The sequence below is a fragment of the Chelonobacter oris genome (genome assembly GCF_000772535.1).
Taxonomy (GTDB): domain Bacteria; phylum Pseudomonadota; class Gammaproteobacteria; order Enterobacterales; family Pasteurellaceae; genus Chelonobacter; species Chelonobacter oris.
The window spans coordinates 106176-119469 of the sequence record NZ_JSUM01000003.1; the positions used below are offsets into that span (position 1 = coordinate 106176).

10 protein-coding genes are annotated in these 13294 nt (G+C 48.4%); 5 read left to right on the forward strand and 5 right to left on the reverse strand.

From position 1 onward, the window contains the following. Positions 1-23 precede the first annotated feature (23 nt). The 5 genes from cysJ to OA57_RS01965 all read left to right on the forward strand — a co-directional run bounded on the left by cysJ (position 24) and on the right by OA57_RS01965 (position 9347). A complete protein-coding gene (gene cysJ, locus OA57_RS01945) occupies positions 24-1844 on the forward strand; it encodes an NADPH-dependent assimilatory sulfite reductase flavoprotein subunit (protein ID WP_034612756.1) in 1821 nt (606 codons plus the stop codon). Positions 1845-1865: 21 nt separating this feature from the next. Continuing rightward, a complete protein-coding gene (gene cysI, locus OA57_RS01950) occupies positions 1866-3626 on the forward strand; it encodes an assimilatory sulfite reductase (NADPH) hemoprotein subunit (RefSeq protein ID WP_034612758.1) in 1761 nt (586 codons plus the stop codon). A gap of 268 nt (positions 3627-3894) precedes the next feature. Then, on the forward strand, positions 3895-6618 hold the full coding sequence (locus tag OA57_RS01955) for a TonB-dependent hemoglobin/transferrin/lactoferrin family receptor (protein WP_034612760.1): 2724 nt from the start codon (positions 3895-3897) through the stop codon (positions 6616-6618). Between the two features lie 28 nt (positions 6619-6646). Continuing rightward, entirely contained in the window at positions 6647-7864 is a 1218-nt protein-coding gene (locus OA57_RS12225) for a transferrin-binding protein-like solute binding protein (protein ID WP_052122330.1), read from the forward strand. Positions 7865-7940: 76 nt separating this feature from the next. Then, complete coding sequence (locus OA57_RS01965) at positions 7941-9347, forward strand: surface lipoprotein assembly modifier (RefSeq protein WP_034612763.1); 1407 nt, start codon at positions 7941-7943, stop codon at positions 9345-9347. 58 nt (positions 9348-9405) lie between these two features. Here OA57_RS01965 and OA57_RS01970 read toward each other — a convergent pair whose 3' ends face one another. The 5 genes from OA57_RS01970 to OA57_RS01990 all read right to left on the reverse strand — a co-directional run bounded on the left by OA57_RS01970 (position 9406) and on the right by OA57_RS01990 (position 13285). Then, on the reverse strand, positions 9406-10353 hold the full coding sequence (locus OA57_RS01970; protein WP_034612765.1) for a ribose-phosphate pyrophosphokinase: 948 nt from the start codon (positions 10351-10353) through the stop codon (positions 9406-9408). Between the two features lie 101 nt (positions 10354-10454). Further along, entirely contained in the window at positions 10455-11342 is an 888-nt protein-coding gene (ispE, locus tag OA57_RS01975) for a 4-(cytidine 5'-diphospho)-2-C-methyl-D-erythritol kinase (RefSeq protein WP_034612768.1), read from the reverse strand. 8 nt (positions 11343-11350) lie between these two features. After that, positions 11351-11992: a lipoprotein insertase outer membrane protein LolB gene (lolB, locus tag OA57_RS01980; protein ID WP_052122331.1), complete on the reverse strand. Its 642-nt coding sequence runs from the start codon at positions 11990-11992 to the stop codon at positions 11351-11353. Between the two features lie 71 nt (positions 11993-12063). Further along, positions 12064-12666 carry a division/outer membrane stress-associated lipid-binding lipoprotein gene (dolP, locus tag OA57_RS01985; RefSeq protein ID WP_034612770.1) on the reverse strand — a complete coding sequence of 201 codons (603 nt, stop codon included), beginning with the start codon at positions 12664-12666 and terminating at the stop codon, positions 12064-12066. Between the two features lie 37 nt (positions 12667-12703). Continuing rightward, entirely contained in the window at positions 12704-13285 is a 582-nt protein-coding gene (locus OA57_RS01990) for a D-sedoheptulose-7-phosphate isomerase (RefSeq protein ID WP_034613539.1), read from the reverse strand. Between the last annotated feature and the right edge of the window lie 9 nt (positions 13286-13294).

Genomic DNA, 13294 nt, shown 5'->3' on the forward strand with positions numbered 1-13294 from the left:
GATTATGTGGGGATATTTAAACGATGACAAACGAAACAATAACGAATTTTCCGCTGCCGCCCGAACTGGTAAAAACGTTGGCGGCGTTCGAACCGTTACAGTTGGCTTGGCTGTCGGGTTACTGTTGGAGTGAAGCGCAAAATCGGCAAACCGGACAACTCGCGGACGGCAGTGGTGTTGCTGCGCAAGGCACTTCCGTCCTTGAACAAACGGAAGCGTTGCGGATTACCGTTATTTCGGCTTCACAAACCGGCAATGCGCGCAACGTGGCGGAGCGGCTGAAAGCCAAATTAGCCGCAACCGCACTTGATGTCCGCTTGATCGCCGCCGCCGATTATAAACCGAAAAATCTGGCAAACGAAAAAATCGTATTATTGGTCACATCTACGCAAGGCGACGGCGAGCCGCCGGAGGAAGCGGTCAGCCTGCATAAATTTTTGTTCGGGAAAAAAGCGCCGCAACTAAACCAAACCGAATTTGCAGTATTGGGATTGGGCGACAGCTCTTATCCCGATTTTTGTCAGGCAGGCAAAGATTTCGACAGCAAGTTGGCGGAATTGGGCGGCAGACGTCTATTAGACAGGCAGGATTGCGATCTGGATTATCAGACGGCGGCAGAAGACTGGATCGAACGGATCGGTGATATATTGCAACAGCGGCAAGCCACTGCAAGTGCGGTTGCCGTCCGACAAACCGGCGAGCAACAACCTGCGGTCGGTACTGCCGTCTCGCCATACAATAAAGAAAAACCGTTTCCGGCAACGCTGTCCGTACGTCAGAAAATTACCGCACGCAATGCCGAAAAAGATGTGCGCCACTTGGAGTTTGATTTATCCGGTTCAGGGTTGCACTATCAACCGGGCGATGCCTTGGGCGTTTGGTTTAAAAATGATCCGACACTCGCGGACGAAATTTTGCAAGCGGTATCGCTAAGCGGCAGTGAACGGGTTGAGATAAACGGAAGTGCGGTCAGCCTGAAAGCGGCGCTGATCCATTCGCTCGAAATCACGCAAAATACACCGCACTTTGTTAAAGGTTATGCCGATTTGGTCGGCAATGAAGCCTTGTCTGCCAGCACGGCCAGTGCCGCAGCGATTCAGGATTATATTCAGTCAACACCGATTATCGGCGTATTGCAAACCTATCCGTTTGCGCTGACGGCGGAACAGCTTGTCGGTTTGCTGCGTCCGCTCACGCCGCGTTTATATTCGATAGCCTCTTGTGCCGATGAAGTCGGTGAAGAAGTCCATGCTACTGTCGGCGTAGTGCGTTATCAATATGACGGCAAAACCCGCAGCGGCGGCGCATCGAGTTATCTGGCGGATCGTTTGCAAGAAGATGCGGAGGTCGAGGTGTTTATCGAGCATAACGATAATTTCCGCTTGCCGCAAGACAACAAGACACCGATTATTATGATCGGTTCCGGTACCGGCATTGCGCCATTTAGAGCGTTTGTGCAGCAAAGAGCGGTCGAGGAAGCATCGGGCAAAAACTGGCTGATTTTCGGCAATCAACACTTTACCGATGATTTTTTGTATCAAACCGAATGGCAGGCTTTTGCCAAAGAGGGCTACTTGCATAAATACCATTTTGCCTGGTCGCGCGATCAAGCCGAAAAAATTTATGTGCAGCATAAAATCCGTGAACAGGCTGAGGCACTGTGGCAGTGGCTGCAACAAGGGGCGCATATTTATGTTTGCGGCGATGCCACAAAAATGGCGAAAGATGTTGAACAGGCGTTATTGGACGTTATCGCCCAACAAGGCAAGATGAGTGTGGAAGATGCCGATGAATATCTGGACGAATTGCGTCAGAAAAAACGTTACCAACGTGATGTGTACTAAAATTTGAACTTGGAGTGAATAATGAGCGATAAAAAAACCGATTGGAAAGACAAACCGTTAGCGGATAACGAACGGCTGAAAGGCGAGAGTGACTATTTGCACGGCACGATTGCCGATGATTTGAACGAACAGCTGACCGGCGGTTTTGTCAAAGACAATTTTCAGCTGATCCGTTTTCACGGCATGTATGAACAAGACGATCGCGATATTCGTGCCGAACGGCTGGAGCAAAAACTGGAACCGAATAAAAATGTGATGCTGCGTTGTCGCTTGCCGGGCGGCATTATTGCGCCGAAACAATGGCTGGGGATTGATGAGTTTGCGACACAGCACACCAATTACGGCAGTATCCGTTTGACCAATCGTCAGACATTCCAGTTTCACGGCGTATTGAAACACAACATCAAACCGATGCACCAATGGCTGCATCATTTAGGGCTGGACTCGATTGCCACCGCCGGCGATGTGAATCGGAACGTGTTGTGTACCTCCAATCCGGTAGAAAGTAATCTGCACCGTGAAGCCTACGAATGGGCGAAGAAAATTTCCGAACATTTATTGCCGAAAACGACTGCATACGCCGATATTTGGTTGGACGGGGAAAAAGTGTTCACCACCGAACTGTCTAAACCGCTGTTAAAAGAATCACATGATAAAACCGAACCGGTATTGGGTAAAAATTATTTGCCGCGCAAATTCAAAACCACCGTGGTGATTCCGCCGCATAACGATGTCGATTTACATGCCAATGACCTGAATTTTGTCGCAATCGGTGAGAACGGCAAGTTGATCGGGTTTAACGTGTTGGTCGGCGGAGGGCTGTCAATGGAACACGGCAACCACAAAACCTATCCGAACACCGCCAGAGAACTGGGTTTTATCGGGCTGGAAAATGTGTTGGCATGTGCCGAAGCCGTTGTCACCACGCAGCGGGACTGGGGCAATCGCAGTGATCGCAAAAATGCCAAATTGCGTTATACCATCGAACGTGTCGGCATGGACGTATTTACGGAGGAAATTGAAAAGCGGATGGGGGCAAACCTGGAACCGATCCGACCGTATCACTTTACTGAACGCGGCGATCGCATCGGTTGGGTGCAGGGTGAAGACAAAAAATGGCACTTAACGCTGTTTATCGAAAACGGCCGTTTGCTGGATTTCCCGAACCGACCGCTCAAGAGCGGTATGCGTGAAATTGCCAAAGTCCATAAAGGCGATTTCCGTCTTACCGCCAATCAGAATTTGATTGTTGCCGGTGTTTCTACCCGTGATAAAGCCAAGATAGAACGGATTGCACGTGATCATAAATTGATTGATGATGCCGTCACACCGCAGCGGGAAAACAGCATGGCCTGCGTTTCGTTGCCGACCTGTCCGCTGGCCATGGCGGAAGCCGAACGTTTTTTACCGCACTTTAGTGATCAAATTGATGCATTGATGCAAAAACACGGCGTGGCGCAAGATCATATCGTGCTGCGTGTCACCGGCTGCCCGAACGGCTGCGGTCGGGCGATGTTGGCGGAAATCGGCTTGGTCGGCAAAGCGATCGGGCGCTATAACCTGCATGTCGGCGGCAATCCGGAAGGAACCCGCATTCCACGCTTGTTCAAGGAAAATATTACCGAAAACGAAATTTTGGCAATTCTCGACAGCTGGATCGGTGACTGGGCAAAAAATCGCCGGTCGAATGAAAGTTTCGGTGATTTTGCCGTACGTAGCGGCATCATCAAACCGGTGGTCAATGCCGCAATTGATTTTTGGGATGTCAGTAAAGTGGCATAACAAATACAAATTATCCTGTTAATCGGGCTGAAACGCCCGATTTTTTTCTACCCGTTTATCCTTCAGTGTTGCTTTCGTAAAATCATTTGCTTTCTTGAAGTATTGTCATCTTAGTGCTTTTCTTTGATGTCTGTCACAAAATTAGAATTTTCTGCATTGACCTGTCATAAATAACTTGATTTAATCTGCGTCCTTTGTACAAAGAAATGATAACAATTATCATTAATTATAATTCTAAATTTATTTTCAACTTATTTCAGGTACTACAATGAGAAGCAAGCAAGAAGTGAATAAAAGGTTCAGAATCAATCTGTTAACCCATCTTGTCGCATATGCGTTATTTGGCAGTCTTGCCGTACCGCTGAGCGCTTATGCCGATGAAGAACTGGAAGAAATTCAGGTCAGTGCAAAAGCCGGCGGTGAAAGCAGCAAAGCGCAGCGTAGTCTGACCAGCGTGCTTAAAAGTGCGGATCAAATCAAAAAAGAGCAAGTGACCGATATTCGCGATTTAACCCGTTATGATCCGGGCATTGCCGTTAATGAGCAAGGATCCGGGGCATCGGCCGGTTATTCCATTCGCGGGGTTGATCGTGATCGGGTGGCGATTACGGTCGACGGGATTCCGCAAGCACAAAACTATACACCGGAATCTAATGCTTCGGGGCGTTTTAGCGGCGCCAAAAACGAGATTGAATTTGAAAATATTAAAAGCGTTGAGATCAGCCAAGGGGCAAACTCGGTATTGTCGGGCAACGGTGCGCTGGGCGGTGCGGTGATGTTCACATCGAAAGATCCTGATGACGTGATTAAGCCGGGGCAAAATTATGGCTTGGATATTATCAATCGTTACGGCAGTAAGGATGAACGTTGGAGTAAATCGATTGCCGCAGCGGCAAGAGTCGGCGGATTTGCCGGCTTGATACAATATACCCGTCGTGACGGCAAAGAGATAAAAGCCCATAAAGATACGCCCAATCAAACTATGACGAGAATGTTTCCGACGGAATACCAATATCAGGATTTGAGAGCCGGCGGTTGGAACGTAACGCGGCCGGCATATTTTCCACAAGGTGAAAATTGTCTTGGCAAAGAATTACCCAGCGATTGCTTTGCGACGCTTGATCTGTCTCCGAATGAGGTTTACGGCCCGACACGCGGTGCGGCAGACCCAATGGACTATCGTTCTGATTCGTGGTACGGCAAATTCCAGTATGAATTTAACCCTTCCCATAAAATCGGCGTGTTGTTTGAAAATACGCAGCAGTTGCGTGAAATCGAAAAACGTTCTGAAAATGCGTTTTACCACAGCTGGAAAGAGGCTAATCCGAATTGGAACCACTCTTATCCATACCGCACTTTATTTCCGACCTACCAGTTTGTTGATCATGATCACAGCAAAAAACGGGTAGGCATATTTTATGAATATCAGGCAGAGAACAGAAATGCGCTGTTTGATCGCTTGAAAGTGGAGTTGGATCGTGATCAAACGGTGATTGAATCCCGCTACACTCACTCTTCTTGTACGTTGAGAGGTAATCAACCGGAGCGTGATTGTCGTATTTTTGCCTATCAGGGGAACATGCTGACCGATGTAAATCGTGATCCCGACAATCCATTATATGGGGCGCCGCTGGGCATCGGGGTAAACAACCATTCCGAGTTTCAACTCTGGAGACGGACGGATACCAAACTGGACGAGAAATATAAACGGCTGCGTTTTAATGCCCAAAAACAGTGGGATTACTGGGGAATCAAACATGATATCGATCTGGTAGCCGGTATCGGACGCTCAAAATTTGATCTCAGCGAAACGTATCTGCACAAAGGGTATCTCAAAAATTTTGACGGCTCGGTCGATATTTATGCCACCGGATTACTGCCGGACATTATTACCATGCCGAGAGTAGACACGCAAACACCATCGCCGAATAATTATCCGATTCATGGAAAATCTTATTATTTGGGCGTCAGCAATAGCTGGCAGGTAGGGCGTTACCTTGATTTAATCGGCGGCATCCGTTACGACAGCCATGCCTTTAATTCGCAATTACCGCACTTTAAAAATGATCACTACAGCAATCTTTCATGGACGGCGGGTGCAAGCCTGAATTTAAGCGAGAATTTCTCGCTGCATTATAAATCCAGTACCGGTTTTCGCGTGCCGAATTCACAGGAAATGTACGGCACGGATGTGATGCGGCGACTTGAGCGCCTCGATAACACGCTTGGGGCGGAACGTGAAAAAATCAAACAGGAAGAGGCGTTGAACCATGAAATCGGTTTTGATTTACACGGCAATGTCGGCTATTTAACCCTGAATATTTTCCGTACCGATTATAAGAATTTTATTACCACAAAATCGAAGCTGGTTGACGATAGACGAGTCAATTATATCGGAAATCAAACCGAAGCTTTTTCAGAAGGATTCAATATCAAGGGTATGATTGATTTTCATACGTTGTGGGATAAGATTCCGGCCGGTTTCAGCGGTATGGCAGCCTACAGCAAAGTGCGGCCGCGTAAAATAGGCAAGCTGTCGGGAGACAAATCAAACTGGCTTGAAAGTAGTTTTGCCATGGATACGCTGCAACCCGCCAAGACGGTGCTGGGGGTTGATTATGATGCGCCGTCGGGCAAATGGGGCGTGGGTGTGCGTTTCACACGTTCTGATGCCAAAAAAGCGTCTGAGCTGGTTACGGTGCTGCCGAATATTGATATTCGTGGCGTGCGCCAGAACGGCATTGTACGCAAAACCAGTAAATCTTGGTACATCTGGGATCTCACCGGTTATACCGAAATCGGCAAAAATGTCACCTTGCGCGGCGGTGTCTATAATTTGATGAATGCCAAATACATCACTTGGGAATCTTTGCGCCAAGTGGGAAAAGCGGGGATTTCGACAGCCGATCAAGTCGAAGCCTACGGACACGGCTACAATCGCTTGACGGCACCGGGGCGGAATTTTGCCCTCAGTTTGGAAATAAAATTTTAATTAATAATAAAAACAGGAAATCAAGAACATGAAGCAGAAGAATATAGCGTTGTATGCGATGCCGTTGTCACTGGTATTTTTGCTGACCGCCTGCGGCGGAGGCGGCGGAGTCGAACACTATGACCCACCGGTGGAAATACGTCCTGTTACCAAGCCTGCGCCGGTATCCACAGGCGGTAATGAGCCGTCAACACCGGTAAATACGCCTAAACCGGCACCGGTTTCGATTGAGGAGTTGGCGCCGGTAGACGTGCCGAAACCGCAAGACGAGCCTGAGCCGGAAGCGGAAAGCACGCCGCCGGTGACACCGATCAACGAAGAGCAGACGGCGCCTTTGCCGGCAGCCAATAAGGCAAAAGCACAGGCTGGGCATTTCTTAACTCCGAATTTTACCTATAACGAATTCACCTCGTCGATCGTACGTTTGCATCATTCGACCGTTGACGGTGAAACCGAAAATCGGGTTGAATTTAAAGTGAAAAAAGGCGGTACGGGCGATATCTATTTTGCCGGATTGCGTCACGTGACTTACAGTGAGGACGGAAAATTATCGGCTATCTTAACCGGTGCGTCAAAACCGTTTGCGCTGTTTAGCCATAAGCTCGGTGAAAAACTTGAACATGTTACAACTTACCGCCCCGGAATTGACGGGCAAGACGGACTCGATGGCGGGTTGAAAGCCGGCGGACAATACGCCGGCGTTTATACCAGTAATGCCAGTCCGGCCTATTTCTTTCGCGATCCGGCAGTGGCTGATTGGAATTACCAAACATACGGCAGCTTTAAGGCAACCGGGAATATCGAAGCCGACGCCGTTTACCAAAGTATCGGTGATCAAACGCCGGTTGCCAGCCTGCCGACACAGGGGCAAGGCGAATATAAGGGGATTTCCAGCGGCACTAAACATCGTTCGAACGGAACGGATCTGATTACGGCTGATGTCACGGTAAAAGCGGATTTCGGCAAACGAGAGCTGGAATTTAAAACGGATAATACCAAGGTTTATCAATTCGACAAAAATGAAGGAACCGAGAAAGCCGATTTGGATTTATCCGGCACGGCAAAATGGCATAGCGCAAGTAATAATTTCAAAGGCGAAATTAAAACCGCCGATCAGAAAATGACCGGACAGGTTGACGGGCGCTTTTACGGCCCGAATGCCGACGAAATCGGCGGTGTTTTCGGCGTGAGCAACAGCGATAAGAGTGAAAATTATCTGGGCGGCTTTGGCGCACGTCGTGAATAACGTTTAACCGCACTTTTATCTGACACAAGGGATAGTCTGTCCCTTGTGTTTTTTCTTTTTTATTGGATTTATGATTATGCGCTGTTCTTTTCTCTTCAACATCATTGTTTTGACCGTACTTCCGCTGTTGTTACAGGCACAAAGTGCGGTTGCGTTTCCGGCAGAAAACTTACCGCAACCGCAACAATATCAACCCCATACCGCACTTGAAGCCTTGTTGCCGCAACAAGCCGCGCGGCCGAATCGACACACGCTTGCATTAGAAAAGCAGGTGCTGCCGCCAGTGCTGGATTTAATGAAAAACGGGCAGTGGCAACGGGCAAAACAAGCATTGACGCCATTGTTGGTACACACACCGCCATCGCTGCACGGCTTGTTTCTGGCAGGGCAGATTGCCGAACAGCAGCAGGAGTGGCAAAGTGCGGTCGGCTATTACCGTAAAATGTTGGCGATTGACAGCAATCTGCATCGTCCGCGCCTTGAGTTGGCAAAAGTTTTAGCAAAATCAGGCGAGATAAAAGCCTCGGAATACCAGTTTAATTTAGCCTTAAGCCAGCAGTTGCCGCAAAATGTGGAAAGTAACGTTTATGCCATTCTACAGCATTTAAATGCGCAAACGGCTTATCTCAACTTGCAATTTGCATTATTACCGAACAGTAATGTTAATCAGGCAACAACGCAGCGATCGGTCATTTTTCAGGGAAAAGAAGTGGTGCTGAGCGAGAATAGCCGTGCCAAGCGCGGTATCGGTTTGCAATTCTCCGTTGACGGTGAAAAGCGTTTCGGGAAAGAATATAAATGGTTTGTCAACGGCAGCCTGTTTAATTTGGATTATGCTAATCGCCGTAACGATCAAACCGCAACACGCCTGATGATCGGACGCAGCTTCGGCAATCAGCGCCGCCATTCGCTTGATATTGCTGTCGGCGGGCATCATTTGCTGTATCGGCACAAAGGGTTGTATCAGGGCGTGGTCGGACGGGCGGATTACAACCGACGTTTGCGACCGAACTGGAAATTATCGCTGTCGTGGGAAACACAACAGCTGCATTATCGTCCTGAATATGCTTATCAGCGTGGCTGGCAGCATTGGCTAAATACGCGTTTAACGCATATTTCACAAGGTAAAACGATCTATTATTGGGGAATACAGCAAGGTTTTAACCAAGCGGCAGAAAAACGTTATTCCAATCGCAGCTTAGTTTTCCAAACAGGCATACGCCACCAGTTCGATTGGTTACAATTGACCATCGGCGGACAACTTGCCTACGGCAAAACCGATTATCGTGATGTCTCCCCGTTTTTTGGGATAATACGTCACGACAAACGCTGGAGCGGCAGTGTTGACTTCTTAAAACGGGATTGGTCATGGAAAGGATTCGCACCGCGTTTATCGTTTCACTATACCGACAACCGCTCTACAATTCCGCTCAATACCTATCAAAACAAACAAATGCGGTTAATGTTTTCTAAAGAGTTTTGATATAGTGCATTTTATTGTAAAAAGACCGCACATGCGGTCTTTTATAGTCATACGAAAATCAGTCAAACATGGCCGAAATCGATTCTTCATTATTGATACGGCGGATAGCTTCGGCCAGCATGCCGGACAGTGTCAATACCCGCACGTTGTTCAGGGCTGCGATTTCCGGAGCCAGAGGAATGGTGTCGGTGACCACGATTTCATCAATAGCGCCGCCGGCAATATTTTTTGCCGCATTACCGGAGAAAATCGGGTGGGTTGCGTAGGCATAGACTCGGCGTGCGCCCCGTTCTTTTAAGGCATCTGCCGCTTTGCAAAGCGTACCGCCGGTATCGATCATGTCGTCGACCAGAATGCAGTCGCGATCAGCCACTTCGCCGATAATATGCATCACTTGCGATACGTTTGCGCGCGGACGGCGTTTGTCGATAATCGCCATATCGGTGTCGTTCAATAATTTTGCGACCGCCCTTGCCCGTACAACACCGCCGATATCCGGCGAGACCACGATCGGGTTGGTCAGATCGGTTTTTTTGACGATATCATTGATTAATACCGGTGAGCCGAATACATTATCGACCGGCACATCGAAAAAGCCCTGAATTTGCTCAGCGTGAAGATCGCAGGTCAAAACTCGGTCGATACCGACGCTGGAGAGGAAATCGGCAACTACTTTGGCGGTAATCGGAACGCGGGCGGAGCGGACGCGGCGATCCTGACGGGCATAACCGAAATAAGGGATGACGGCGGTAATACGTCCGGCGGAAGCACGGCGCAGGGCATCAACCATGACAATCAATTCCATCAGGTTATCGTTGGTCGGCGCACAGGTGGACTGAATAATAAAAACGTCGCTGCCACGAACATTTTCATTGATTTGCACGTTGATCTCTCCGTCGCTGAAACGACCGACGGTCGCTTTACCGAGAGATGTGTAGAGACGTTCGGAAATTTTTTGGGCCAGAGCCGGCGTGGCGTTTCCGGCAAAGAGCTTCATGTCAGGCATTTTTTAACCCCAGGTTGGATGATATTGATAACGTATGATTGCACTGCAATCGATGAAATTTTATCTCGTCAGTATTTCGGTCAGTTTTATCAAGCCGTGTTTTACACTGTGTTCTCTAAAAAACGGTGCAGTGGAGAACGATTCATGCCTTTGGCGACAAAACCGGTTACCGTATTCGGTAATTGTTTATATATTTTTTCGGCCTGTATTCGATTGTCAAATTCGGCAAAAATACAGGCGCCGGTTCCGGTTAAGCGTGCAGGTGCATATTGTAGCAACCAGTTGAGCCACTGTTCAACCTCTGGATAGTGATCCTTGACAACTTTTTCACAATCATTAGAAAAATCTTGCCGTAATAAGGCGGTTAATGATTTTTTAGGCGTATTCCGTGTCAATCCGGGGGCTTGGAAAATTGTCGCAGTTGAAATAGCGCCGGTCGGTTTGATGACCAAATACCACTTTTCATTAGGTTGGCAAGGCGTTAATTTTTCGCCCACACCTTCGGCAAAAGCTGCATGTCCGTGAACAAATATCGGTACATCGGCGCCCAAGGTCAAACCCAGTTCAGCCAGTTGGTTGGTGGTCAGGTTTAATTGCCAAATTCGGTTTAATGCGACAAGTGCGGTTGCGGCATCGGACGATCCGCCGCCGAGTCCGCCGCCTATCGGCAAGATTTTCTCCAGATGCAGATTGGCGCCGAAAGGGTAGCGACTATGCCGTTGCAGTAATTTGGCGGCACGGTAAACCAGATTGTGTTCGGGGGTGACGTCGTTCAAGTGCGGTGTCAGACGGATATCGCCATCGGTACGTGCCTCAACCGTTAACCAGTCGCCATAATCCAAAAATTGAAACAGGGTTTGCAATTCATGGTAACCGTCTGCCCGTTGTCCGTTAATATATAAAAACAGGTTGAGCTTTGCCGGGCAGGGATAACGGTTAGTCGTGTGTGGCCGGGCAAGTGCGGTGCTGAAAGTGTGCTGTTCAAGCATAATAGGCGTTAAAATGTCCAGTCATCAATACGGATTTTCAATTGTTGCCGCTGTCCGTCAATCAGAATGTCTTTCGGTAACGGCGGAAGTTGTTCCGAGTAATAATCCGAATAGGTTGCCGACCATTGCTGTCCGTTCAAACGATAGCTTAATTTTGCCAGTACATTCTGCGGCGTGATTTGATAATCATTGGTGCCTTGCGGCTGCCCTTTCAGCCAGTAGCTGAACAATTGGATTGGAAACTCCATGCCGACAATTTCTTTCAGTAATTCGCCGGCATTGCTTGCGGCACGGAGATTGCCTTTATTATCCGTCACTATCAAGCCTTGCGGGGTCATGCGGAAGGTCAGGGTGCTGGCGCTGAGTGATGAAGAAAGGTGGAGCTGATAACTCTGATCGTTGACGAATTGCCAATCGAAACGGGTAGAAAACCGCTCTTCCGGGCTGATATAGCCCAATTGTCCGTTACTGCGGTAGGCCTGAATCCGATTGAGTTGTTGCAGTTGCTGCTGCCATTGCGGCGACTGTTTATCGCCGTAAACAACCGCTTGCTGCGGCTCGCTGACGGTACAGGCCGCCAGAATACAAGATAAAAGTGCGGTCAGGGTCAGCTTTTTCAGGGTATGACGGGCAGGGGTATAATGTTGCAAACCGGTATCCTTTGTTGAAAGTATCGAGATTGTCGCCGCTGAACATGGCGCATGCGACAATCTCGTTCTTTTTAATTAATATAGGAAAAGACTTTAACGACTTTCGACACACCGCCGACATAGCGTGCGTCTTCGGCGGCGGCATTGGCTTGCGCTTCGGTCACGTTACCCATCAGGAAGACTTCACCGTTTTCAGTGATGACTTTGACATCGGTTGATTTGACTTCGGCATTCACCAACAGCTTGGATTTGATACGGGCGGTAATCCAGGCGTCTTTACTGATTTGCCCGAAACTGATTTTTTCACCGACTCGAATTTCGTTATAAATATCGGTTACGCCTTCTACACCGCTCGCCAAGTTTTTAGCCGTTTCTTTGAGCGATTCGCTTGGTACTTGTCCGATTAACAGCACGCGCGAATTGTAAGAGACAACGTTGATTCTGGCATCTTGTTTAATTTCTTCATCTTTGTTTAAGGCGGAAGAAACACGGACTTCCAAGGTTTCATCATCGATTTGAGTGCCGGCAGTGCGCGGATCGGTGGCGACTTTGGTTGCAACGGCGGCAGTGCCGACGACGGCGGTGGTGATACACGCCTGTAATCCGAGGGTTGCGCTCAGTAAAACGGCCAGTTTGATCCAGCGTGAAAGGTGTCGGGTTGGTTGCATTTTCATTCTCCGTAAAAATAAATAACGCTAAATTGCTTCCATCTTAATGGGAAAACAAGCGATGTTCAATCAAGTCACATAAAATATTGATCACTAACAGATGATTTTCGATGATACGGGTTTCTTTTTGTGCCGGAATGGAAATATCCAAGTCATCTTCGCCCAAGGCGCCGCGGATATGATCGTTTTGCTGACCGGTCAGAGTGATAATCGGCAGCTCCTTGCTGTTCGCAGAATGGATCAGGTTGAGAATGGCCTCTTCCCGTCCCAGCGGCGAAAGAATGATTAAAATATCGCCTTGTCGGGCAACACATTCGAACTGACGGATAAAAATTTGTGAAGGATTGTTATCGGCGATTATCGCTGAACCCAGCGTACCGTCCAAGCCGATTAACAACGCCGGTAAACTGGGACGTTCCAGATGATAACGGTGCAGTAAATTTGTGACTAAAAATTGTGCGTTGGCATTAGAACGCCCTTGCCCGCAGACAATGATTTTATGCCCGGCAAGTAGGCAGGCAACCAGCATATCCGTCGCCTGTACAATCAGTTCGGGCAGGCTTTCAGTGGCGGAAATCTGGGTTTGAATGCTTTCGGTAAAGGCATTTTTGACTTTATCCAACAGCTGATCTTG

What these genes read in the sequence shown, in the direction of transcription:
- cysJ (WP_034612756.1), top strand. Translation starts at nt 24, where the DNA reads ATGACAAACGAAACAATAACGAATTTTCCGCTGCCGCCCGAACTGGTA.
- cysI (WP_034612758.1), top strand. Translation starts at nt 1,866, where the DNA reads ATGAGCGATAAAAAAACCGATTGGAAAGACAAACCGTTAGCGGATAAC.
- OA57_RS01955 (WP_034612760.1), top strand. Translation starts at nt 3,895, where the DNA reads ATGAGAAGCAAGCAAGAAGTGAATAAAAGGTTCAGAATCAATCTGTTA.
- OA57_RS12225 (WP_052122330.1), top strand. Translation starts at nt 6,647, where the DNA reads ATGAAGCAGAAGAATATAGCGTTGTATGCGATGCCGTTGTCACTGGTA.
- OA57_RS01965 (WP_034612763.1), top strand. Translation starts at nt 7,941, where the DNA reads ATGCGCTGTTCTTTTCTCTTCAACATCATTGTTTTGACCGTACTTCCG.
- OA57_RS01970 (WP_034612765.1), bottom strand. Translation starts at nt 10,353, where the DNA reads ATGCCTGACATGAAGCTCTTTGCCGGAAACGCCACGCCGGCTCTGGCC.
- ispE (WP_034612768.1), bottom strand. Translation starts at nt 11,342, where the DNA reads ATGCTTGAACAGCACACTTTCAGCACCGCACTTGCCCGGCCACACACG.
- dolP (WP_034612770.1), bottom strand. Translation starts at nt 12,666, where the DNA reads ATGAAAATGCAACCAACCCGACACCTTTCACGCTGGATCAAACTGGCC.